General features: G+C 71.0%; 20 protein-coding genes. 13 read left to right on the top strand and 7 right to left on the bottom strand.

The window, feature by feature from the left end; all coding sequences use genetic code 11:
• Positions 1–10: 10 nt before the first annotated feature.
• Positions 11–1,384, bottom strand: coding sequence for an MFS transporter (locus VZL07_RS22040; protein ID WP_426749578.1), 1,374 nt, complete (start codon positions 1,382–1,384; stop codon positions 11–13).
• A gap of 70 nt (positions 1,385–1,454) precedes the next feature.
• Between VZL07_RS22040 and VZL07_RS22035 the strand changes: the two genes are divergently transcribed.
• Both VZL07_RS22035 and VZL07_RS22030 read left to right on the top strand, forming a co-directional pair.
• Positions 1,455–2,390, top strand: a complete 936-nt coding sequence (locus VZL07_RS22035) for a LysR family transcriptional regulator (protein WP_426749577.1) — start codon at positions 1,455–1,457, stop codon at positions 2,388–2,390.
• Positions 2,391–2,446: 56 nt separating this feature from the next.
• Entirely contained in the window at positions 2,447–3,226 is a 780-nt protein-coding gene (locus tag VZL07_RS22030; protein ID WP_426749576.1) for a TfoX/Sxy family protein, read from the top strand.
• A gap of 126 nt (positions 3,227–3,352) precedes the next feature.
• On the opposite strand, the gene VZL07_RS22025 is transcribed toward VZL07_RS22030, so the two are convergent.
• Positions 3,353–5,002 (bottom strand): AMP-binding protein, encoded by a 1,650-nt coding sequence (locus VZL07_RS22025; RefSeq protein ID WP_426749575.1) that lies wholly within the window; start codon positions 5,000–5,002, stop codon positions 3,353–3,355.
• Between the two features lie 205 nt (positions 5,003–5,207).
• On the opposite strand from VZL07_RS22025, the gene epsC reads away from it, so the two are divergent.
• Together epsC and cysK are read left to right on the top strand one after the other, a co-directional pair.
• Positions 5,208–6,053 carry a serine O-acetyltransferase EpsC gene (gene epsC, locus VZL07_RS22020; RefSeq protein WP_426749574.1) on the top strand — a complete coding sequence of 282 codons (846 nt, stop codon included), beginning with the start codon at positions 5,208–5,210 and terminating at the stop codon, positions 6,051–6,053.
• Positions 6,054–6,074: 21 nt separating this feature from the next.
• Positions 6,075–6,995 (top strand): cysteine synthase A, encoded by a 921-nt coding sequence (gene cysK, locus VZL07_RS22015; RefSeq protein ID WP_426749573.1) that lies wholly within the window; start codon positions 6,075–6,077, stop codon positions 6,993–6,995.
• 7 nt (positions 6,996–7,002) lie between these two features.
• On the opposite strand, the gene VZL07_RS22010 is transcribed toward cysK, so the two are convergent.
• Positions 7,003–8,139 carry an aminotransferase class V-fold PLP-dependent enzyme gene (locus tag VZL07_RS22010; RefSeq protein ID WP_426749572.1) on the bottom strand — a complete coding sequence of 379 codons (1,137 nt, stop codon included), beginning with the start codon at positions 8,137–8,139 and terminating at the stop codon, positions 7,003–7,005.
• Between the two features lie 141 nt (positions 8,140–8,280).
• Between VZL07_RS22010 and VZL07_RS22005 the strand changes: the two genes are divergently transcribed.
• The 3 genes from VZL07_RS22005 to VZL07_RS21995 all read left to right on the top strand — a co-directional run bounded on the left by VZL07_RS22005 (position 8,281) and on the right by VZL07_RS21995 (position 12,256).
• A complete protein-coding gene (locus VZL07_RS22005; RefSeq protein ID WP_426749571.1) occupies positions 8,281–9,834 on the top strand; it encodes a c-type cytochrome in 1,554 nt (517 codons plus the stop codon).
• A 248-nt stretch (positions 9,835–10,082) separates the two neighbouring features.
• Positions 10,083–11,372, top strand: a complete 1,290-nt coding sequence (locus VZL07_RS22000) for a LamB/YcsF family protein (protein WP_426749570.1) — start codon at positions 10,083–10,085, stop codon at positions 11,370–11,372.
• Positions 11,369–12,256, top strand: coding sequence for a biotin-dependent carboxyltransferase family protein (locus VZL07_RS21995; RefSeq protein ID WP_426749569.1), 888 nt, complete (start codon positions 11,369–11,371; stop codon positions 12,254–12,256). Before VZL07_RS22000 ends, VZL07_RS21995 begins: the two co-directional genes overlap by 4 nt.
• 15 nt (positions 12,257–12,271) lie before the next feature.
• Here the strand turns inward: VZL07_RS21995 and VZL07_RS21990 are convergent, their stop codons facing one another.
• The gene (locus VZL07_RS21990) at positions 12,272–12,847 is read right to left on the bottom strand and encodes a Uma2 family endonuclease (RefSeq protein ID WP_426749568.1); all 576 of its coding nucleotides are present in this window, start codon (positions 12,845–12,847) and stop codon (positions 12,272–12,274) included.
• A gap of 169 nt (positions 12,848–13,016) precedes the next feature.
• Between VZL07_RS21990 and VZL07_RS21985 the strand changes: the two genes are divergently transcribed.
• Complete coding sequence (locus VZL07_RS21985; RefSeq protein WP_426749567.1) at positions 13,017–14,375, top strand: hypothetical protein; 1,359 nt, start codon at positions 13,017–13,019, stop codon at positions 14,373–14,375.
• Positions 14,376–14,417: 42 nt separating this feature from the next.
• Complete coding sequence (locus VZL07_RS21980; protein WP_426749566.1) at positions 14,418–15,782, top strand: hypothetical protein; 1,365 nt, start codon at positions 14,418–14,420, stop codon at positions 15,780–15,782.
• 18 nt (positions 15,783–15,800) lie between these two features.
• Here the strand turns inward: VZL07_RS21980 and VZL07_RS21975 are convergent, their stop codons facing one another.
• Positions 15,801–17,393, bottom strand: coding sequence for a sigma 54-interacting transcriptional regulator (locus VZL07_RS21975; protein WP_426749565.1), 1,593 nt, complete (start codon positions 17,391–17,393; stop codon positions 15,801–15,803).
• Between the two features lie 595 nt (positions 17,394–17,988).
• Here VZL07_RS21975 and VZL07_RS21970 point away from each other — a divergent pair.
• The 4 genes from VZL07_RS21970 (at position 17,989) to VZL07_RS21955 (ending at position 21,062) form a co-directional block, all read left to right on the top strand.
• A complete protein-coding gene (locus VZL07_RS21970) occupies positions 17,989–18,543 on the top strand; it encodes a peroxiredoxin (protein ID WP_426749564.1) in 555 nt (184 codons plus the stop codon).
• Positions 18,544–18,549: 6 nt separating this feature from the next.
• Complete coding sequence (locus VZL07_RS21965) at positions 18,550–19,074, top strand: carboxymuconolactone decarboxylase family protein (RefSeq protein ID WP_426749563.1); 525 nt, start codon at positions 18,550–18,552, stop codon at positions 19,072–19,074.
• 132 nt (positions 19,075–19,206) lie between these two features.
• On the top strand, positions 19,207–19,683 hold the full coding sequence (dps, locus tag VZL07_RS21960) for a DNA starvation/stationary phase protection protein Dps (RefSeq protein WP_426749562.1): 477 nt from the start codon (positions 19,207–19,209) through the stop codon (positions 19,681–19,683).
• Positions 19,684–19,772: 89 nt separating this feature from the next.
• Positions 19,773–21,062, top strand: coding sequence for a pyridoxal phosphate-dependent aminotransferase (locus tag VZL07_RS21955; protein WP_426749561.1), 1,290 nt, complete (start codon positions 19,773–19,775; stop codon positions 21,060–21,062).
• A gap of 72 nt (positions 21,063–21,134) precedes the next feature.
• Here VZL07_RS21955 and VZL07_RS21950 read toward each other — a convergent pair whose 3' ends face one another.
• Entirely contained in the window at positions 21,135–21,740 is a 606-nt protein-coding gene (locus VZL07_RS21950) for an SAM-dependent methyltransferase (RefSeq protein WP_426749560.1), read from the bottom strand.
• A complete protein-coding gene (locus VZL07_RS21945) occupies positions 21,737–23,179 on the bottom strand; it encodes an APC family permease (RefSeq protein WP_426749559.1) in 1,443 nt (480 codons plus the stop codon). The genes VZL07_RS21950 and VZL07_RS21945 overlap by 4 nt, the downstream gene beginning before the upstream one ends.
• Positions 23,180–23,270: the final 91 nt, after the last annotated feature.

Below are 23,270 nucleotides of genomic sequence, written 5' to 3'. Positions count from 1 at the left end.
CCGCGCCGGCTCACGCGTCGGCGGCGGCCGGCTCCGCCCGTCCGGGAGCGGCGAGGGCCAGCACCAGCGCCGCGACGGCCGTGAGCCCCGCGGCGAGGGCGAACTGGCGCGCGAAGTGCCCGTTGGCCAGCGCGAGCGCGGCCACCATCAACGAGCCTCCCAGCAGCCGCGTGGCGTACAGCGTGCTGGTGACGATGCCCCGGTGGTGCCAGGGCGCGCGCGACTGGGGCCCCAGCAGGGACGTGCTGGCGGCCGGTCCCAGCCCCAGGCCGAGCACCGCCAGCCCCATGAGCGCGGCCGTCACGCCCCACCCGCGCGCGGCCGCCAGCGCCAGCCACCCGGCGCCCACGGCCGCCACCGTGAAGCCCACGCCCGCGCTCAGCCGCATGCCGCCTCGCACCAGCAACCTCACGCCGAAGGTGGAGCCCACGGACCAGCCCAGCAGCATGGGCAGCAGCGCCAGGCCCGCCGCCAGCGGCGTGTGCCCGCCCTGCTCCGTCATCCACAGCGGCACCCACGCGGCCATGCTGTACAGAAGCGCCCCGCTCGCCATGCCCCCCGCGATGCCGGTGAGCATGGCGGGGTCCTTGAGCAGCTCGCCCGGCAGCAGCGGCACCTCGGCCTTCCGCTGATGGAGCACCAGCGCGATGCCCGCGCCCAAGGCGGCCAGCGCGCACAGCCACCGAAGGCCGGGAGTCCCCGGCTCCAGGGAGAACAGGAGCAGCGCGGCGGAGGCCCCGGCCAGCACCGTCCCCCACCGGTCCATCCGGACGTCCCGCCTGCGGGGCGGGTCACGGTACGAGAAGTACAGCAGCGCCGCGGCGAACAGGCCCACGGGCACGTTGACCAGGAACACCCAGCGCCAGGAGGCGTGCATCACCAGCCAGCCGCCGATGAGCGGCCCCACCGCGTTGCCCGCGCCCCAGGCGCCGGTGAAGAGGCCCTGCACGGCGGCGCGCTCGCGCAACGTGTAGAGGTCGGCGGAGATGGTGAGCGTGGTCGGCTGCAGCGCCCCCGCGCCCAGGCCCTGGAGCACGCGGAAGGCGATGAGCCCGGGCACCGACTGCGCCAGGCCGCAAAGGGCCGAGCCCAGGAGGAACAGGCCCATGCCGGCGAAGAACACGGGCTTGCGCCCCAGCCGGTCCGCCAGCTTGCCGGAGACGAGCACACCCACCGTGGACGCGAAGAGGAAGGCGGAGAACACCCACGAATACAGGTGCTGCCCCCCGAGCTCCCGGGTGATGGTGGGCATGGCACTCGTCACGACGGTGCCCTCGAAGGCGCTGACCACCAGGGCCAGCAGCACCGCGCCCGTCGCCATCCGCCGCGCCGTGCCCGGACGCGCACTGACCCTGGGTTCCACCGTGACGCCGCTTCCGTCCATCGCCTTTCTCTACGCCTCGGTGCTCCATGCGGAAATCGCATCTTCCGCATAGGCTGCTTGCGGAATCCGCATGACCTCCGAACAGCTTCGAGCCTTCCTTGAAGTCGCCCGGGCGGGACGCCTCGCCACCGCCGCGAGGAGCCTGGGCCTGTCCCAGTCGGGCCTGTCCCGGCAGCTCCAGTCGCTGGAGGCCACGCTGGGCGCGCGCCTGCTCGTCCGCACCCCGGGCGGCGCGGTGCTGACGGACGCGGGGGAGCGCTTCCTGCCCCACGCCCAGCGCGCCCTGGACGCCCTGACGGCGGGCACCTCGGAGCTGGAGCGGCTGTCCGGGACGCCGCACGGCGTGGTGGCACTCGGGACGTTGCACACCGTCGGGGCCTATCTGCTGCCAGACATCATCCCGGCCTTCGCGCAGCGGTATCCGGAAGTCCGCCCGCGGCTGAGCGAGGGCCTGGCGCCCGCGATGGAGGAAGGCGTGGCGCGCGGTGTCCTGGACCTGGCCATCCTGTCCCTTCCGGTGCGGCGAGCGGACCTGGTCGCCCAGAAGCTGTGGGAGGAGTCGCTGGTGCTCGCGGTGCCCAGGGGCCACCGCCTCACGCGGCTGGGCAAGCCCGTGGCCCTGGACGAGGCCGTGGAAGAGCCCTGGGTCGTCATCCCAGGAATGAGCGGCACCCGGGCGATGGAGGCGGCGTGCGAGGCGCGTGGCGTGACACCCCGGCTGGCGCTGGAGACGGACAACGCGGAGGCCATGCGCCGCATGGTGGAGCGAGGCCTGGGCGTGGCGCTGGTGCCCCAGTTGATGGTGAGGGACCACCGGGCCCAGGGCTTCGACGTGGTGCCCCTGGCGCGCGGGGGACTGAAACGACAGGTGGCGCTGATACACCGGGGCGAGGGCTACCTCACGGCCGCGGCGAGAGCGCTCAAGGCCTTCATCGTGGAGCGCGTGCGCGCCATGCCCGAGCCGTGGGGCATGAGGAAGGCTTCACCCGGCCCCCGGGTGCGCTAGCGTGCCGCGCGTGATGGCCTCCGCGCTCGTGGGCCGTCGATACACGGAGAATCACCATGGCCCGGACGGACAGCTTCGTTGAGTACACCGTGGAGCTGCTGGAGAAAGTGGGGCCCGTGCAGTCACGCCGGATGTTCGGCGGTTGGGGGCTCTACCTGGGCGGGCGGATGTTCGGGCTCATCGCGGAGGGCCAGCTCTTCCTGAAGGTGGATGACGTCACGAAGCCCGACTTCCAGGCCGCCGGGTGCCGGCCCTTCGTCTACGACGGCGGCAGCAAGCCGGTGGAGATGGGCTACTGGACGCCGCCCGCGGACGCGGCGGATGACGCCTACGCACTGCTGCCCTGGGCCCGGCGCGCGGTGGACGCGGCCAACCGGGCGGCGCTGAAGAAGGCGGCGAAGAAGCCTCGGGCGAGGGCCGCGGCCCCTGCTCCCGAGACGCAGGTTGCCGAGAAGCAGCGCCCCGCCCGGACAGCGACGAAGACGGCCAAGACGAAGGTCCCTGCGGCGGCGAAGACGGCCACGAAGCCGGTCCGGACGGCGGCGAAGACAGCCACGAAGCCGGTCCGGACGGCGGCGAAGACAGCCACGAAGCCGGTCCGGACGGCGGCGAAGACAGCCACGAAGCCGGCACGAGCGGCGGTGAAGCAACTCGTGAAGCCAGTCCAGGCCAAGGCGGCAGCGAAGAAGCCCGGCTCGAAGCAGACACCGGCAGCGACGAGAGCGCCCAAGACGTCGACGCCCCGGGCAGCGAAGGCGCCCGCGAAGCAGCCACAGACGACGGCGAAGCGGCCCGCGAAGCCAGCCCAGGCAAGGCGGCGACGAAGCAGTCCGTGACGCTGGCCCAGGCAAGGCGGCGGCGAAGCAGTCCGTAAAGCCGGCCCAGGCCGCGCTCCGGAAGCCTCGCGCCCAAAGGCGGCCCCCGCCAACACACGGCCCGCGCGAAGCCACGCGCGTCCCGCGTCAAGCCGTCTTGATGGCCGCGGCGTCCTCCAGTCCCAGCTCGCCGATGGACGCCTCGCGCATCTTGTACTTCTGCACCTTGCCCGTCACCGTCATCGGGAACGCGTCAACGAACTTCCAGAAGCGGGGAATCTTGAAGGACGCGATGCGCCCGGTGCAGAAGGCCGTCAGCTCCTCGGGGGTGAGCGTCACGCCGGGCTTCGTGCGCACCCAGGCCATCACCTCCTCGCCGTACTTCTTGCTCGGCACGCCGATGACCTGCGTCTCGCTCACGCCCGGGTGCGAGTGGAGGAACTCCTCCACCTCGCGCGGGGAGATGTTCTCACCGCCGCGGATGATGGTGTCCTTGATGCGGCCCACCACCTTCACGTAGCCCTCTTCGTCCATCACCGCGAGGTCGCCCGTGTGCATCCAGCCGGCGGCATCCACCGCCGCCGCGGTGGCCTCGGGGTTGGCCCAGTACCCCAGCATCACGCTGTACCCGCGCGTGCACAGCTCGCCGGGCGAGCCCCGGGGCACCACCGCGCCCGTGCCCGCGTCGATGATTTTGACCTCCAGGTGCGGGTGCACGCGCCCCACCGTGGACACCCGCTTGTCCAGCGGCTCGTCCAGCGCGCTCTGCGTGGACACCGGCGACGTCTCCGTCATGCCGTAGCAGATGGTCACCTCGCGCATGTGCATGCGCGACTGCACCTGCTTCATCACCTCCACCGGACATGGCGAGCCAGCCATGACGCCGGTGCGCAGCGTCGACAAATCGAACTCACCGAAGCGGGGGTGGTCCAGCTCCGCGATGAACATGGTGGGCACGCCGTACAGGGACGTGCAGCGCTCGGCCTGCACCGTCTGGAGCACCCTCAACGGGTCGAACGCCTCGGCTGGAATCACCATGGTGGCGCCGTGGCTGGTACAGGCGAGGTTACCAATCACCATGCCGAAGCAGTGGTAGAAGGGCACGGGGATGCAGACCCGGTCCTCCGGCCCGTAGCGCAGGGCCTCGCCGATGAAGAAGCCGTTGTTCAGCACGTTGTGGTGCGACAGCGTGGCGCCCTTCGGCGAGCCCGTCGTCCCGGACGTGTACTGGATGTTGATGGGGTCATCGAACTGGAGCGACGCCTCGCGGGCGGCCAGCGCCTCCTCGGAGACGTCCTTCGCCCCCTCGAGCAGCCGCTGCCAGTCGTCCTCCATCACCAGCGCCTGGCGCAGGCCCGGACAGCGCGGATGGACTTCCTGCACCATGCTCCGGTAGTCCGTCTGCCGGAAGCCTCGCGACAGCACCAGCACCTTCGTCCCGGATTGGTTGAGCGCGTACTCCAGCTCCGTGGTGCGGTAGGCCGGGTTGATGTTGACCAGGATGGCGCCGATTCGCGCCGTGGCGTACTGGACGGCCACCCACTCGAAGCGGTTGGGTGACCAGAGCCCCACCCGGTCCCCCTTCTCGATCCCCAGCGCCATCAGCCCGCGCGCCACCTGCGAGGTGAGCGCCCAGAGCTCGCGGTACGTGGCCCGGTACCCCTGGGAGGCGACCACCAGCGCCTCCCGGTCTCCGTACCGCTCGACCGTCCGCCGCAGGTTCTGACCAATTGTCTCTCCCAGCAGGGGGGTGGTGCTGGTGCCATGCGCGTAGGAAGGGGCCGGGGCTTGGGACATGGCGTCATCGTCCCGCCGGTGGTGGCGTGCGGCAAGCACCCCGGACCCACCCGGCGGGCGCGCGCCTGGCGGGCCTGGAGGACAGCGGCTCGCACTGATGGCGCGGGTCCTGGACAGCGGGCCTTCCCGGGAAACGACAGTCCATCCCGGAATCGGCCATTCCGCCGTGCAGCCGGCCCACGCACTGCGTTAGAAACGAAGGCTCATGGACGACTCCAACGCCAGGCTGGTCGCGGCCCTGCTGGAAGCCCGGCAGCGCCACTGCTTCCCTGCGGACGTACGGCGCGCCGCCCCCGAATTCGTCGGGCAGGTGCTGGGCCTGCTCTTCCCCCACTTCGCCGAGCGCCTGGAGTGTACGGCCGCCGCCGTCCGCCGGGACGTCACCACCGTCGAGGCCAGCCTCCACCGCATCCGCGACACCCTGGCGCCGCTCTACCCCGGCATCGAGCGGGACCTCCCCGCGCGCTTCATGGAGCGGCTGCCGGGCCTCTATGACTGGCTGCGTCAAGACGCCGATGCCATCTTCGAGGCGGACCCGGCCGCGCGCACGGTGGACGAGGTCATCCTCACCTACCCGGGCTTCTACGCCATTGCGATTTACCGGGTGGCCAACGCGCTGCACGCGCTGGGCTTCCCGCTGCTGCCCCGGCTGCTGACCGAGTACGCGCACCAGCGAACGGGCGTGGACATCCATCCCGGGGCCACCATTGGCCGGCGCTTCGTCATCGACCACGGCACGGGCGTCGTCATCGGCGAGACGACGCTCATCGGCGACAACGTCAAAATCTACCAGGGCGTCACCCTGGGCGCGCTCGTGGTGGAGAAGGGGCTGACGGACAAGAAGCGTCACCCCACCATCGAGGACGACGTGGTGGTGTACGCCAACGCCACCATCCTCGGCGGTGAAACCGTGGTGGGCCGGGGCAGCATCATCGCCGGCAACGCCTGGCTCACGCAGAGCATCCCCTCTCAATCCGTGGTTACCCGCCGCAGCGAGGTGCGTCAGCGCGGCGCGGACGGTTCGCTGGACGCACTCGAGTTCCACATCTGACCCACCGACGAGGCCCCCCACATGAAGGCGAACAACATCCTGGAGACCATCGGCAACACGCCGCACGTGCGCATCAACCGGCTGTTCCCGTCCCGCGTGACGGTGCACATGAAGCTGGAGCGCGCCAACCCGGGCGGCAGCATCAAGGACCGCATCGCGCTGTCCATGATTGAGGACGCGGAGAAGCGCGGCCTGCTCAAGCCCGACAGCGTCATCATCGAGCCCACCAGCGGCAACACCGGCATCGGCCTGGCCATGGTCGCGGCGGTGAAGGGCTACAAGCTGGTGCTGGTGATGCCGGAGTCCATGAGCATCGAGCGCCGCCGCCTGATGGCCGCCTACGGCGCCACCTTCGAGCTGACCCCGCGCGCCCAGGGCATGAAGGGCGCCATCGCCCGCGCCAACGAGCTGGTGTCGCAGGTGCCCAACGCGTGGATGCCGCAGCAGTTCGACAACGAGGCCAACATCGAGGTCCACCGCCGCACCACGGTGCAGGAAATCCTCAAGGACTTCCCGGAGGGGCTCGACTACCTCATCACCGGCGTGGGCACCGGCGGCCACATCACCGCGTGCGCCGAGGAGCTGAAGAAGGTCTGGCCGAAGCTGAAGGTCTTCGCGGTGGAGCCCACCAAGTCGCCCGTCATCAGCGGCGGCCAGCCGGGTCCGCACCCGCTCCAGGGCCTCGGCGCCGGCTTCATCCCCAAGAACCTGCACAAGGATGCGCTGGACGGCGTGATTCAGGTGGCCGAGGAGGACGCCTTCGAGTTCACCCGCCGCGCCGCGCGCGAGGAGGGCATCTTCGTGGGCATCTCCACCGGCGCCGCGCTGTCCGCGGTGAACCAGAAGCTGGGCGAGATGAACGACGGCAGCCGCGTGCTCACCTTCAACTACGACACGGGTGAGCGCTACCTCTCCATCGAGACGCTGTTCCCCGCCCAGTAGCGGGCCCTCAGCCGCGGTGCGTCCGCACGAGCTCCACCAGCCGGTCCATCTCCTCGGGCAGGTTGTAGAAGTGGGGTGAGAGGCGGACGCGCCCGCGGCGCACCGAGAGGGCGACGTCCCGCCCGGCCAGCCACGCGCCGAGCGGGCGGGCCTCGCCCTCTGGCGGCAGGAAGGTGAGGATGCCCGCGCGGTGCTCCGGCGCGGGCCCCACGTCGCAGCCCAGCCCGCGCAGCCCCGACTCCAGGCGGGCGAGCAGCTCGCGGATGCGCGCGGAGATGGCGTCCATCCCCACCTCGTGCAGCAGCTCCAGCGCGGCGCCCAGCGCGTAGATGCCGGTGTAGGCGGCGCTGCCATCCTCCAGCTTCCCCGCGTCGGGGCGCAGCTCGAAGTGGCTGCGGTTGAAGTTCCACGCGTCGGTGGTGCTGCGCCAGCCCACGAGCACCGGCCGCAGCCGGGGCAGCACGTCCTTCGCCACGTAGAGGAACCCGCTGCCGGCGATGCCCAGCATCCACTTGTGGCTGTCCGCGCTGAGGAAGTGGATGCGGCTCTTCTTCACGTCCACGGGGATGCAGCCCACGCTCTGGATGCCGTCCACGCAGAGGAGCACGCCCGCGCGCTCACACAGGGCGCCCACCGCGTCCAGGTCCGTGCGGTAGCCGGTGGCGAACTGCACGGACGACACCGCCACCACCCGGGTGCGCGGGGTGAGGGCCGCGGCCACCGCCTCCGGCGTGACGCCGCCCTCCGGCGCCTGGATTTCACGCACCTCCACGCCCCGGTCCCTGAGATGCAGCCACGGGTAGACGTTGGAGGGGTACTCCAGCGAGGACGCCACGGCCACCTCGTCACCGGGCTTCCAGTCGAGCCCTTCCGCGACCAGCCCCAGGCCGTGGCTGGTGTTGCGCACGAAGGCCACTTCGCCGGGCTCGGCGTTGATGAGGCGAGCGGCCAGGGCTCGCACGCGCTCGCAGTGGGCCTCCCAGCCACGCTCGTGCTTGATGCCGTGGTGGACGAGGTCCTCCATCCAGCCGCGCACGGCCTCGGCGGCGCGCAGGCTGGTGGGCGCCACCCCGGCGTGGTTGAGGTAGAGCTGCTCCCGAAGCACGGGGAAGAGGTCGCGGTAGGACTCGAGCGGGCGCGTCATGGTGCTTGGGAGTGTAGCCACGCCGCCGCGCCGCGGCGGGGCACGCGTGGGGCCGGGTGTCCGCGGCGGACAGCCGGGCCCTTTTCCGTCCTCCGGGCGGATGCGATATGCGTCAGGTCCTGCTCGACGCGAAGAGGGCCCATGCGCCGAACCATCCTGGACGCCGTGAGGAGCACGTTGTTTGCGGGAGCCAGCCTGCTCGCGGGCTGTGCGGGAACCGTCCACGCGCCCTACCCGCCCATCCGCGCGGACCTGTCTCCGGCCGCGCTGGAGCGAGGCGCCGCCATCTTCCACGCGAGCTGCGAGTCCTGCCACCGCGGCGGTGACGCGGAGACGGCGTCCGGGGCGCCGCTGCGCGAGCTGCCCTCGTACATGGGACGCTTCTACGCCGCGAACCTCACCTCGCACGCGGAGGCGGGCATCGGCGGCGCGACGGACGAGGAGCTCGCCCGGGCCATCCGCTACGGCGTGAGCCGCGACGGGCGGCTGATGGTGATGCCCAGCTACGGCATGGGCGACGCGGACCTGGCGGCGGTGCTGGGCTTCATGCGCTCCGGGCATCCGCTCTTCGCGCCGACTCCGGAGCCCGTGCCGCCCTCGAAATTCAGCTTCTTCGGCGGCATTGGCTTCCGCGTCATCACCGGCAACGAGCCGGTGGAGCGGCCCGCCTCCGGCATCCCCGTGCCCCCGAAGGCGGCGACGCTCGAGTACGGCCACTACATGGCGCATGACGTCTACGACTGTGCCTCCTGTCACACGGACGGCTTCAGCCCCCGGAAGACGGAGGGAGACGACGTGTTCGCCGGCGGCATGGCCTTCGTGGACCCGGAGGGCCAGAAGGTCCACTCCAGCAACATCACGTTCCATGAGACGGGCCTCGCGCACTGGACGCTGGAGGACTTCACCCGGGCGGTGCGGGACGGGCTCGCGCCGGACGGCTCCGTGCTGCGCTCCCCCATGCCGCGCTTCCGGGGCATGGACGAAGTGGAGGCGCGGGCGCTTTATGACTACCTGCGCTCGGTGCCCCCCAAGAAGAACGCCGTGAAGGGCGCGCGGCCCCGCCTCACCGCGACCTCGGTGCGCCCCCAGTGGGTGACGGAGGGCGCCACGACGGACGACGGGGCCTCGGGTGAGGAAGCACAGCCGGTGGACACCGCGGTCGCCTCCGGCTCCTCCGGGGGGGAGCCGGTCCCCGGCAACACGTCGGCTCACGCCCCCTCGGACAAAGCCAGCGGCCGGGCCGCGCCGGCGGCAGAAGCGGATGCAGCCACCGCCGCGCTCCCTCACGTCTCTTCGACGGCTGCCGCCTCCGCCGAGCAGCACGCAGGTGAGGCGGAACGGTCCGCCAGCGCGCCTACGCCTGTGGGCGCGACAGGTGCCGCGCCCCCCGCACGCAAGCCCGGCCCCGTGCACAAGCCACGTCCCAGCACGCCGGCGGTGGACGCGGCCGCCCTCTTCACGCAGCTCGGCTGCGCGAGCTGCCATGCCCCGGGCGCGCGCTACCATGACCGGCTCGCGAAGGTCTCCACGCGCAGTGACGCGGAGCTGGTGCGCTGGGTACGAAACCCCGAGCAGTTCCTCCCCGGCACGCCCATGCCCACCTACGCCGAGCTGATTGACGAGAAGACGGCGCGGGCGCTCGTGCGCTGGCTGAAGGCGGGCGGCCCGGACTCGCTGCCCTCCACGTCGCGCTGAGGCGACCGCCTCCGTCCGGGAAACGTCCTGGAAATGACCGGGAAAATCCCCGGCCGGCGTATGCAAGGTGGAAGCTCCCGGACAGTGCCTCGTCGAGGCCCCGTCCGGGCACGTGCCACCCCGGTGCCAACCGGCCCCAGCCCCGGGGTGGCGCGTGAGACTTCCCCTGGCATCGTCGGCTGGCCCGCCCCGGCCTGCGGCTTCTGGGATGGCTGCACCCGGAGCGCCGCTCGCGTACGGTGCACCGCATGACGGAGTGCCTCCTCAACATCGACCTGGGCGAGCTTCCCGGCGAGGACGCCCAGCTCTATGCGCTGGCCCACATCGCCAACATCGCCTGTGGCGGGCACGCGGGGGACGACGCCTCCATGCGCCATGCCCTGGAGCTGTGCGAGCGGCACGGCGCCCGGGCCGGCGCGCACCCGTCCTATGAGGACCGCGAGGGCTTCGGCCGCCGGGCACTCGACGTGGCGCCAGAGCAGCTGCGAGCGCAGGTCGCCGGCCAGTGCGCGCGGCTCGCGACGCTGGCCGCCGAACGCCACCTGCCTGTGCAGTACGCCAAGCCGCACGGTGCGCTGTATCACGCGGCCAACGCGGCGCCCGCGCTGGCCCGGGCCGTGGTGGACGGCGTGGTGGCGGCGCTCGGGCCGGGCGTCACCCTCATCGGCCCCGGCACCGGCGCCCTTCACGAGGCGGCCCGCGCGGCCGGCCTCGCGTATGCGCGCGAAGGCTTCGCGGACCGGGGAACGCGGCCGGATGGCTCGCTCATCCCGCGCGGGCAGCCCGGCGCGGTGCTGACCGACCACGCCCTGGCGCGAGCGAACACCGTGAGGCTCGCCACCGGCGGCGGCGTGGACACCGTCTGCGTGCACGGCGACACGCCGGGCGCGGTGGAGCTGGCGCGCGAGGTCCGCGCCACGCTGGACGCCCTCGCGCTGCCCTCGGAGCCGCTGGGTGACGGCGCCCTGCGCCTGGTGCTCCCCGAAGGGCTGGAGCGGCGCGCCGCGCAGGAGGCCCTCCGTTCCCTTCCCCTCGTGCAGGACGCCGTCATCACCGAGGAACACGCCTGCGTGTACTTCGCCCCGGATGCCCCACCCGACGAGCCCCGGCTCGCGCTGACGCGGCTGCTCCGCGTTCCCGCGCCCACGCCCGGACGTCCGCTCACGACCATCCCCGTGCGCTACGACGGACAGGACCTGAGCGCGGTCGCCGCACGCGCGGGCCTCACCGAGGACGAGGTGGCCCGCCGCCATGCGGCACGCGAGTACACGGTGCGCTGCGTGGGCTTCCTTCCAGGGTTCGCCTACCTGGGTGAAGTGGACCCGCGCATCGCCATCCCCAGGCTCGCCACACCACGCACCCGGGTGCCAGCGCTGGCGGTGGGCATCGCGGGGGGACGCACGGGCGTGTACCCCTTCGCCTCGCCTGGGGGCTGGAACCTCATCGGGACCGCGCTCGACTTCACCGCCTTCACACCCGAACGGGGCGCGGCGTTGCAGCTCGGCGACCGGGTGCGCTTCGAACGGGTGGACCGATGACGGGCTGGCTCGATGTCATCAGCGTGGGCGCCCCGGTGACGGTGCAGGACGCCGGACGCCCGGGACAGATGCACCATGGGGTGCCGCCCGGAGGCGCGCTGGTACCGGAGCTGCTGGCGCTCACCAACCGCGCCGTGGGCAACGCCAGCGGCGCGGCGGCCCTGGAAGCCTTCGGCAGGCTGGAGCTACGTGCCCGAGGACGTCAGGTCCGCGTCGCCGTGGACGGGCGCACCTTCACCGTGGCGGATGGCGGAAGCCTCACGGTGCCCGCACCTGACGCGCTGAGCGTGCGCTACGTCGCGGTGGATGGAGGGCTCGCGGTGCCGGAGGTGCTGGGAGGGCGCGGCACGCTGCCGGTCGCTCGGCTGGGCGGGCATGAAGGGCGCCTGCTGCGTTCGGGTGACGCGCTCCCGCTCGGCGGCGCCAGCGGAGCCGCGGTGCCCCTGGAGCTGGAGCAGGCCCTGGATGCCACTGCGCCCATCCGAGTCACGCTCGGGCCAGACGCGCAGCGCTTCGAGCCAGCCACGGTGGCCCTGCTGCTGTCGGGGGCATTCAGCGTCTCGGCATCGAGCGACCGCGTGGGGATGAGGTTGCAAGGCCCCCCGCTCACCCACGGTGATGAAGGCTCGGGCACATCCCGCCCCATGGTGCGCGGCGCCATCCAGGTCACCCTGTCGGGGACGCCCATCGTGCTGGGCCCCGACCACCCGACCACCGGAGGCTATCCGCTCATCGCCACCGTCATCCGCGCCGACTGGGGCCGGCTGTGCGCGCGACGTCCGGGGGCCGCCATCCGGTTCCAGCAAGTGGGCCTCGCAGAGGCACGGCAGGCCTGGCGAGAGCATGCGGAGCGCTTCGGCCTGGACGTCCGCCGCCCCGCGTAGCGCGCCCCCGTGGGCTCACGGGGCTTCCAGCTCTGGAGGCCACAGGGCCTCCAGGTCCAGCTCCAGCTCTTCGAACGGCTCGGCGCGGACACAGGCGGTCCCCGAGTACTGTCCCCGCAGCACCCAGTCCCCTTCCCAGCGCGCGAAGACCTCCAGCGTCCGAGACGCAGGGTCCACCAGCCACACGTACCCGACGCCCTCGCGTGCATAGATTTCCCGCTTGCGATTCCTGTCCAGGTTCCGCGTCGATGGTGACAGCACCTCGCACACCCAGTCCGGCGCCAGGGTGAAGAAGGGGACGCGCCGCATCACCGGCATGCGCTCCCGGCGCCACCCGGCGATGTCGGGGACCAGGACGTCCTGACCGAAGTGCAGCTCGGGCTCATTCGTAATCCACCAGCCCCCCGGCGCCCGCTGTCCGACCTGGAAGCGAGAGACCAGAAGACCTCCGAGGACGGAGTGCGCCACCGCGTGCGGGCTCGCGGGACGTGGCTGGGCAATCAGTTCGCCATCGATGATCTGCCCGACCATGTTCTCGGGCAGCGCCACCAGGTCTTCATACGTCGCGGGACGCTTCGTCTCATTCCCCATCTCGGTACTCCCCAGGCCAGCCGCCTCCCACCCCTCCATCATCAGTCCTGCCTCCCCCAAGTGGAACCCCACCTGTAACAGCGTGTCCAGTGATTCCTACCTGGAAGGTCTGACATGCCCTCTGGGGTGGGGCTGAATCTTTTTCCTGATTTCCCTCGATAATGGCGGGATGAAGCCTCCCCGCCCCAGTCCCCGTGCCCCCGCGAGCTCCACGGAGTCCCTGGAGCCAGCACGCCCTGCCCTCAACGAACTGAAGCCCCAGGGCCAGGTGCCCCCGCGCGCCGTTCCCGGCAACGCCCCGTTCGAACCCACGGCCGCGCTCACGCAAGCCGATACGCCCAAGGTGCCCGCGCCCCCGCCGCAAGGTCCACGTGTCGCGCCGGGCAGCTACCCCACCGCCGCGGACGTGCGGGACATCTGCGCCATGCAGGACCTGGTAGCGCGCAACGACGCCGTGACACAGAGCTACTCGGACCTGTCCAATGCCGTGGGCCAGCTGCTGGGCACCGAGAACGCCAACTGGTCCACCTTCGCGACGTGGGCCTCCAAGCAGGCCGGCGTGAGCATCCGCGGAGAGGACATGCCCACGTTCTTCACCGACGTGCTCAAGCGGCTCGACAGCGTCATCGGGCCGCTGTCCAAGGTGGACGACCTGCTGCGCAAGCTGGGCCTGCCCGCGCTGCCGCTGGGCGACCTCGGCTCCGCCGGCAACGACGCGCTCGAGGGCGTCAGCCTCGCCATCTCCGAGGGCAACAAGCGGGTCTTCGAGGAGGTGGGCCAGGAGCTCGCCCGCTTCGTGGAGACCTTCCAGGGCGACACGCAGTACGACGCGGCCAAGGTGGCGCATTATCTGAGCGGCTTCCCCACGGACAAACCGGTGCTGCGGCAAGCCTTCGGCCACTACGCGGAGGCCATGTTCGAGGAGGACCCGAACAAGAAGGCCGAGCTGATGCTGCTGGCCAACAACCAGGTGGGCCTGCACGAGCAGCGACGCCTCCAGCCGCAAATCGAGCAGGCGCTCAACGCGCCGGTGAAGGAGACGTTCCACGACATCCTGCGGCAGACGGTCGAGGCGAACATCCACGCGTTGCCCTTCCCTGCCAGGCTCGCCGGCAGGGCGGCGCTCGAGTCAGGCGTGGTGGATGCGGCGCTGAGCCCCGTGGTGGATGGCCTGGCCGCCGCGTTCCGCCGCCTCGCCACCGAGCACATGATGAAGCTGGCCGTTCCCGGAAGCGCGCTCAGGCTGGGCAACGACCTGCCACCACCTCCGGGCATGGAGTCGACGCTCTTCCCGCCGCACCTGCGCAGCATCGAGAACCCGGAGCTGCTCGCGCTGCTGGCGTCGTTCGACAAGAGCCCCAACAGCCTCGATGGCAGCGGTGCCGAGGACTGGAGCCGGCTCGACCAGCGGATGAACTACATCGTCGACCTCTTCCGCTCCCGCCAGTCGGACCCGGCCCTGTTCGACCCGCCCTTCGGCCGCCGGGGTCGCTATCCCGTGGCGCCGTCGGCCCCACGCGTCGCCTGAGGGCCACGCAACTTTTCCGGGGATTCATCGATACTGGAGAAGATGACGCCCCCTAGAATTCCCTCCCGCATCCCCGCCCGTCCCACGGAGCTCCGCGAGCCGCCGCGTCCCGCGCGCAACGAGGTGAAGCCCCAGGCCAAGGCCCAGGTGTCCCGGCCTGGCATGTCCGGGGTGTCCCAGTTCGAGCCCACGGCCCCGCGGCAACAACCCGTGGCGCTGAACGCCCCCGCGGCCCTGGCGCAGGGTCCGCGCGTCGCGCCGGGCAGCTACCCCACCGCCGCGGACGTGCGGAACATCGCCGCCATGCAGGACCCGGTGGCGCGCAACTACGCGATTACGCAGGGCTACTCGGACCTGTCCAACGCGATGGGTCAGCTGCTGGGCACGGAGAACGCCAACTGGTCCACCTTCGCGACGTGGGCCTCGAAGCAGGCCGGCGTGAGCATCCGTGGCGAGGACATGCCCAAGTTCTTCACGGACGCGCTCAAGCAGGCCGACAACGTGATGGGGCCGCTGGCCAAGGTGGACGACCTGCTGCGCAAGCTGGGCCTGCCCTCGCTGCCCCTGGGTGACCTCGCCTCGGCGGGCAACGAGGCGCTCCAGAACGTCAGCAAGGCCATCGCCGACGGCAACAAGCGGGTGTTCGAGGAGGTGGGTCAGGAGTTCGCCCGCTTCGTGGAGACCTTCCAGGGCGACACGCAGTACGACGCGGCCAAGGTGGCGCAGTACCTGAGCGGCTTCCCCACGGACAAGCCGCTGATGAAGGAGGCCTTCGGCCACTACGCGGAGGCCATGTTCGAGAAGGACCCGAACAAGAAGGCCGAGCTGATGCTGCTGGCCAACGACAAGGTGGGCCTGCACGAGCAGACGCAGCTGCAGCCCTACGTCGAGAAGGCGCTCAACGCCCCGGTGAAGGAGACCTTCCGCGACGTCCTCGAGCAGACGGTCGAGGCGCAGATCAACGCGCTCCCCTTCCCCGCCAACCTCGCGGGCAAGGCGGCCCTGAGGACGGGGCTGGTGGACGCAGCGCTGAGCCCCGTGGTGGACGGCATGGCCAACGTCTTCCGCCGCCTCGCCACCGAGCACATGATGAAGCTGGCGGTTCCGGGCGGCGCCCTCAAGCTGGGCAATGACCTGCCGCCGCCTCCGGGCATGGAGTCGACGCTCTTCCCGCCGCACCTGCGCAGCATCGAGAACCCCGAGCTGCGCACGCTGCTGGACCAGCTCGACAAGAGCCCGGACAGCCTCAATGGCACCGGCGCGAAAGACTGGAGCCAGCTGGACCAGCGGATGAACTACATCGTCGACCTCTTCCGCTCCCGCCAGTCGGACCCGGCCCTGTTCGACCCGCCCTTCGGCCGCCAGGGCAGCTATCCGGTGACGCCCGAGGCGCCGCGCGTCAGCTAGCCGGCGGCGGCGCCCGCCTCACGCCTCGTCGACGACGAACTGCTCCAGCCGGGCGATGCCCAGCTTCTTCATCCGGCTCTGGAGCGTGGACGGCTTGAGTCCCAGCAGCGCCGCCGCGCCATTGGCGCCGTAGACGCGGCCTCGCGTGAGCGTGAGGACCCGCATGATGTGCTCACGCTGCACGGCCGCCAGCGTGAGCACCGGCGCCAGCTTCGGCTCTCCCGCCGAGGACGGCGGCTCCACCGATGGCGGGGCGACCACCGCGCCGCCCGTGGGCACGTCGAACGCCTCCGGCCCCAGCTCCGTGCTCCGGGAGAGGATGGTGGCGCGCTCCAGCGCATTGGCCAGCTCGCGCAGGTTGCCCGGCCAGTCGTAGGCCTCCAGCCGCGCCAGCCCCGCGGGCGTCACGCGCATGCCCCTCCGTCCCGTCCGCCGCGCCTGTTCCTCCAGGAGGAAGGCGCACAGCTGCGGAAGGTCCTCGCGCCGCTCGCGCAGGGGCGGCAGCCGCAGGGGGAACACGCTCAGCCGGTAGTAGAGGTCCTCGCGGAAGCGCTTCTGGGCAATGGCCTGCTGCAGGTCCACGTGCGTGGCCGCCAGGATGCGCACGTCCGCGCGCACCGTCTTGTCGCTGCCCACCGGCTCGAAGGTCTTCTCCTGCAGCGCGCGCAGCAGCTTCGCCTGGAGGTCGAAGGGCAGCTCGCCCACCTCGTCCAGCAGCAGCGTGCCACCGTGCGCCATCTGGAAGCGCCCGGCCCGGTCCTTCGTGGCGCCGGTGAAGGCCCCCTTCACGTGGCCGAACAGCTCGCTCTCCAGCAGGCCCGCCGGAATGGCGGCGCAGTTGAGCGTGACGAAGGGCTGGTCCGCCCGGGCGCTCCAACGGTGGATGGCGCGCGCCAGCCGCTCCTTGCCCGTGCCCGTCTCACCGGTAATCAGCACCGGCGTGTCCGTCTCCGCCACCTGCCGCGCCCGTCGAGCCAGGTCGCGCATCACCGGGCTCCGCGACGTCTCCAGGATGCCCTCGGAGTCGCCCCCCAGCTGCGCCTCCAGCAGCTTCGCGTGCTCGTGGTCCTGGCGGTGGAGCCGCTCGAAGGTCGCGCGCTGCTCGGCGGATTGCAGCGCCGTGGCCAGCATCTGCCCGTACACCTCCACCAGGTCCACCACCGGCTGCGGGTACGTCTCACACTCCGCCCGGTCCAGGGACAGCACGCCGTAGCAGCGCTCCCCGGCGCACAGCGGCACCACCATGCACGAATGTCCGGGCGGCAGGTCCAGCACGCCGTCGAACGGGTCGCCGTCCCCGTGCGCGTGGTCCTCCTCCGTGAAGGCCTTGGCCCGCCGCGTCTCCAGCGCCTGCCGCAGCGTGGGGAACTCCGACAGCTGCAGCGTGTGCTGGCGCACCCGCGCGTTGGCCAGCGGCCCGCGTGCCGCCACCGCCACCAGCCGACCCTCCTTGAGGAGGAACACCGTGGCCAGGTCGAAGCGCACCACCCGGGTCAGCCAGTCCAGGCCCCGGCGCAAAAGGTCCCCGACCGCGTCCTCCGCGGTGGCCAGCTCGATGAGGTCCTGAGCGTCTTTCGCGCTGCTGAGGGAGCCTGAAAAGTCGTCCTGCATGCCTACGAAATAATAGGGTTCCACCGAAATTGCAGTGCCCACCGCCACCGAGATTTCGTGGCCCGCCTGCCTGGACTCACCAACCCCCTGGAATTCCAGGTGATTCAGCTGGGATGTCCCATGGGGCGTCCCCAGGCTTGACGGGGCTCGCGAACGCGCCGGGGTCGGCGCCCCAGCGTCCGGGCCAACCGGAGCCGGAGCCCCCGAAGGCCATGCCCTGGTGCTTTTGGCGAAGGGCGTGCCCATGTCCCCTGTTGTAGGTGGACGGAGCACGCGTTCGCCGCTGCACAATCGTGCGCCTGGCTGTCCGCGCCGGGTGCAACCACACGGGGGTTCTCGTATTTTGCGCCGCCGCGTCCCGGCCGGGGCGGAAGCAGCCAGCCGCACCCAGTTTTTCGATCCACCGAAATTGCAGTGGCGAGCCCCACCGAGATTTCGTTAGACACCGGCCCAGCGGCACCGACCCAGCGGGGGTTGAAGCCAACCCCTTGGAATCACTGATTCGAGGTCCTGGCACGGTGACTGCTAAGCAGTAGGACAGAACTCATTCACCGGGGTCGGCTTCACCGCCGGGCCCCCATCCCAAGGAGCCGTAATGCTGACCGTTGGCGACAAGATCCCGAACTTCAAGGTGAAGGCCACCGTGTCCCTGGAGAAGGGCAAGGAGTTCCAGGACATCACGAACGAGACCTTCAAGGGCAAGTGGCTGGTCCTGTTTGCCTGGCCGAAGGACTTCACCTTCATCTGCCCGACGGAGATCGCGGAGTTCGGCAAGAAGAACAAGGACTTCGCTGACCGTGACGCGCAGGTCCTCGGCCTGAGCACCGACAGCGAGTTCGTGCACCACGCGTGGCGCACGCACCACCCGGACCTGAAGGACCTGCCCTTCCCGATGCTGGCGGACCTGAAGCACGAGCTGTGCAACGCGCTGGGCATCCTCCACAAGGAGGAGGGCGTGGCCCTCCGCGCGACGTTCATCGCGGACCCCGAGGGCATCATCCGCCACGTCACGGTCAACGACCTGTCCGTGGGCCGCAACGTCTCCGAGACGCTCCGCACGCTGGACGCGCTCCAGACGGACGAGCTGTGCCCCTGCAACTGGACCAAGGGTGAGGAGACCCTGACCCAGAAGCTGGCGAAGGCGGGGTAATCCACCATGGCCTCGCTCGAAGTCGTCCGCTCTGAGCTCGCGGACGCCCACAAGGACACCCGCCTCAACCTCCAGGGCGTCCTGGAAGGTGGCAGCCTCACCCCGGAGCAGCGCTGGGGCGTGGCGGTGGCATCGGCCTTCGCCGTTCGGAACGAGCGGCTGAAGGAGGCGATGCTCAACGAGGCGAAGAAGGCCCTCGCGAACCCCGAGCCTGTCATCGAGGACGCGCGTGCGGCGGCGTCGCTGATGGCGATGAACAATGTGTACTACCGCTTCCGGCACATGATCGGGAAGGAGTCCTACTCGACCAAGCGCGCCGGGCTGCGGATGAACCGGCTCGCGCAGGTGCTGACGAACAAGGTGGACTTCGAGCTGGTCTGCCTCGCCGTCAGCGCCATCAACGGCTGCGAGATGTGCATGCAGTCCCACGAGAAGGTCGTCCTCGAGGGCGGCCTCTCCGAGGAACAGGTGCACGACGCGGTCCGCATCGCGGCGGTCATCCACGCCGCGGCGGTGGGCCTGGAGTCGTAAGCCGGCCTGTCGCGAGGCATCGCCGATGATTCAAGCGCCCTCCGGTGGAAACACCGGGGGGCGCTCCTTTTTTGGCCGCCGCGCATCCAACCTGCCAGACATCGACAAACACGCAGCCGAAAGGAAGACATCATGTACCGCAGCCCCAGCCCCCTGCCCGAGAAGGCCCGCGCCGCCATCACCGACTCCCTCAACGAGCGGCTCGCCGACGGGCTCGACCTGCACTCGCAAATCAAGGTCGCGCACTGGAACATCAAGGGCCCGCAGTTCGCCGCGCTCCACCCGCTGTTCGAGACATTCGCGGTGAGCCTGGCCACGCACAACGACTCCATCGCCGAGCGCGCGGTGACGCTGGGTGGCAAGGCCTACGGCACCAGCCGCCACGTCGGCAAGACGAGCCGCCTGCCGGAGTATCCGCAGGACACCACGCGCGACATGGAGCACGTGAAGCTCCTGGCCGAGCGCATCGAGGTGTACCTGGACGGCCTGCGCAAGAGCCGCGCCCTCTTCATCGAGCACGGGGATACGGACTCCGAGGGCCTCGCCACGGACATCATCACCGAGTTCGAGAAGCACGCCTGGTTCCTGCGCGCCTCGCTCGAGGGCTGAAGCTCGCTCCGGGGCAGGCGAGCGGACGGTCCCGAGCCGGGCGCGAGCAGGCAGCGCGCCCGCTCCGGACTTCCGCTAGGGTGGGCGCCGTGAGCGACGACGTTTCCCTTCCGGCATTCCGCGCCGTGCCCCGCACCGGCGTCATCTTCGTCACCGCCGAGGCCACCCGCCGCGGCTACCGCTCCAGCGACCCGGAGTGGTGCAACCTCGGCCAGGGGCAGCCGGAGACGGGCGAGCTCCCCGGCGCGCCGCCCCGGCTCAACCAGGTCACCATCGACGTGGCGGACATGGAGTACGCGCCCGTCGCCGGCCTCTGGGAGGTGCGCGAGTCCATCGCCAGCCTCTACAACCGGCTCTACCGCCGGGGCATGCCCAGCCAGTACAGCGCGGAGAACGTGTGCCTCTCCGGCGGCGGACGCGCGGCCCTCACGCGCGCCGCCGCGAGCCTGGGCGCCGTCAACCTGGGCCACTTCCTGCCGGACTACACCGCCTACGAGGAGCTGCTGGACGTCTTCAAGGCCTTCACCGCCATCCCCATCCTCCTGGAGGGTGAGCGCGGCTACGCCTTCACCGCCGAGGACCTGCGGCGCGAGGTGCAGGGCCGGGGCCTGTCGGCGCTGCTCTTCTCCAACCCCTGCAACCCCACCGGCAAGCTGGTGCACGGCGAGGAGATGGCCCGCTGGGTGGGCGTGGCCCGCGAGCACGAGTGCACGCTCCTCATCGACGAGTTCTATTCGCACTACATCTGGACGGGCCGCCCCGGGCACCTGCCGGTGGAGAGCGCCACTCGCTACGTGGAGGACGTGAACAAGGACCCGGTGGTCGTGTTCGACGGCTTCACCAAGAACTGGCGCTACCCGGGCTGGCGCATGACCTGGACGGTGGGGCCCCGGCAGGTCATCGAGGCCGTCTCCAGCGCGGGCAGCTTCCTGGATGGCGGTGGCAGCCGGCCGCTCCAGCGCGCCGCGATTCCGCTGCTCCAGGAGGAGCCGGTGGTGAAGGAGACCCTGGCCATCCACAATGTCTTCCGCGAGAAGCGGGACCGCTTCCACTCCCGGCTGGAGCGCATCGGCATCCGCACGGACCGCGCGCCGGATGGCACCTTCTACGTCTGGGGCAATGTGTCCGGCCTGCCGCCGCCGCTCAACGACGGCATGGGCTTCTTCCGCGCCGCGCTGGACCAGAAAATCATCGCCGTGCCGGGCGAGTTCTTCGACGTGAATCCCGGCAAGCGCCGGGCGCGGCCCTCGCGCTTCCGCGGCTACGTGCGCCTGTCCTTCGGTCCGTCGATGGAGACGCTGGACAAGGCCCTGTCGCGCCTGGAGGAGATGGTGCTCCATTACTCGCGCAGCCCGGGCAAGCCGCAGCCCGTGCCTTGACAGGGAACGGCCCGGCGCCCCCCCATCGGTGGCACCGGGCCCGTCCGCGCCAGGCTGTCGCCTCGTGGACGCCTACTTGGGCGCCCCGCCCGTGCCGCGCTCGGGGACGACCCACAGGTAGAGGGTCCGTCCCCCGCTCTGCACCGTCTTGGTCGGCTCCCAGTCACCCATGTCGAAGCTGTGCGACACGATGCGCGTGCCGGGCTTCAGCTCCTTGAGCAGCTTGGGCTTGAGCCGCTCGTTGACCGAGGGCAGCAGATAGAGCGTCACCACCGACGCGTCGCTGATGTTCGCGTCGAAGAGGTCACCCTGGCGGAACTCCACCTTGTTCTTCACGCCGGCCTGACTCGCGTTCTGGTTCGCCTCGGTGATGCGCTCCGGGTTGATGTCCACGCCCACGCCGCGCTTCGCCCCATGCTTCTGGACGGCGGAGATGACAATGCGTCCGTCTCCGCTGCCCAAATCATAGACAGTGTCCCCGGGCTTCACGCCGGCCAGCGCCAGCATCCCGTCCACGGCCTCTTCGGGCGTGGGGACGTAGGGGACGTCGGGGGACGGGGCCGTGCCGCTCGTGGAGCCGCGGACCTGCACCGTCACCTTCTGCTGCGCCGTCGAGACGCCCGCTGCGCCCGCCACCGTCCCCATCGTGAGCGCGAGAACCATCATCTGTCGCTTCATGTCGCCTCCTTCGTTCTTTGCAGCCTGGGAGTGGTTGTCGTGTTGGAAGGCGTGCCGTGCGCCGCGCGGCGCGTGCGCGCCATCTCCACGGCGAAGAGCACGCCGCCCGTCCCCAGCACGGCGAGCCCCGCCAGCGCGCCAAGTCCGGTGTAGGCCAGACTGGAGTACAGGACGTAGGCACAGACGCCGATGAAGAGCAGCGGCGTCAGCGGATACAGCGGCACCCGGAAGGGCCGGGGCGCGTCCGGCTCACGCACGCGCAGCACCATCAGCGCCACGCCCGTGAGCAGGAAGAAGAGCCAGAAGACGGGCGCGGTGTACTCCACCATCGTCTCGAAGCCCTGGCGTGTCAGCGTGCCCAGCCCCACCAACGCCAGGGAGATGGCCCCCTGCACCAGCAGCGCCCGCGCGGGGCCGTTGGCCCTCGCATGCCATTGGCCCAGGCCGTTGAACAGCACACTGTCCCGGCCGAAGGCATAGTGGGTGCGCGCGCCCGTCAGCACCGTGGCGTTGGCGGAGGTCAGCGCGGAGATGGCGATGATGACGCTGATGACCACCGCGCCGGCGCTGCCCACCGCGCGCTGGAGCAGCTCCGCGGCCACCGCCTCCGAGCGCGCCATGCCCGCGAGCCCCAGGCCGCGCAGGTAGGCCACGTTGACCAGCAGGTACAGCGCCGTCACCAGGCCGATGCTCGCCAGCAGCGACCAGGCGATGGCGCGCCGGGAGCCCCGCACCTCCGAGGACAGGTAGGCCACCTCGTTCCAGCCGCCGTACGTCAGCAGCACGAACACCATGGCCAGGCCCCACGCCGTGCCCGACGCCGCGGACGCGGCGGGCGCCGCATCCACCGGCGCCGGTGCTGGCGCCAGCAGCAGGCCCACGACGATGACGGCGCCCACGCCCAGGACCTCCAGGGCCGTGAGCAGGTTCTGCGTGCGTGTCCCTTGCCGGAGCCCGGCGACGTTCACCGCCGTCAGCCCCACCACCAGCACCGCTGCGTAGAGCGGAGACGAGTACGGCCCCAGGGGGAGGAGCTGCGTGGCGTAGTCACCGAACACGAAGGCCAGCAGGGCGATGGAGCCCGTGGGGATGACGGTCAGCCGCGCCCACGCGAAGAGGAACGCGGGGCCCCGTCCCAGCGCGCGGTAGAGGTAGTGATAGTCCCCGCCCGGATGCGGCCACGCGCTGGCGAGCTCCGCGTAGCACAACGCGCCCACCAGTGAGGCCACGCCGCCCAGCACCCAGGTGAACAGCAGGGCCTCGGCGCTGGCGGACTGGGCCGCGACCAGGGACGGCGCCTTGAAGATGCCCGCGCCCAGGACGATGCCCACGGTGAGGGCCATCACGTCGAGCACCCGCAACGAAGGCCTGGGCGCGGCCTCGTCACGCTGCACGGCCCTCAATCCTGCCTGCTGCTCCTGCATGGTCTCGTGCTCCACGCGCCCCGTCCGCCCAAGGCGACCGCAGCAAGATGAGGCCGGGCCCCGGTCTCTGGGAGGATGAGGTTAAGGAGTGCCTGCCCCCCGACCA

It is taken from the genome of Pseudomyxococcus flavus, from assembly GCF_050038885.1.
Classification (GTDB): domain Bacteria; phylum Myxococcota; class Myxococcia; order Myxococcales; family Myxococcaceae; genus Myxococcus; species Myxococcus flavus.
This window is presented reverse-complemented; position numbering and strand designations above follow the sequence as displayed.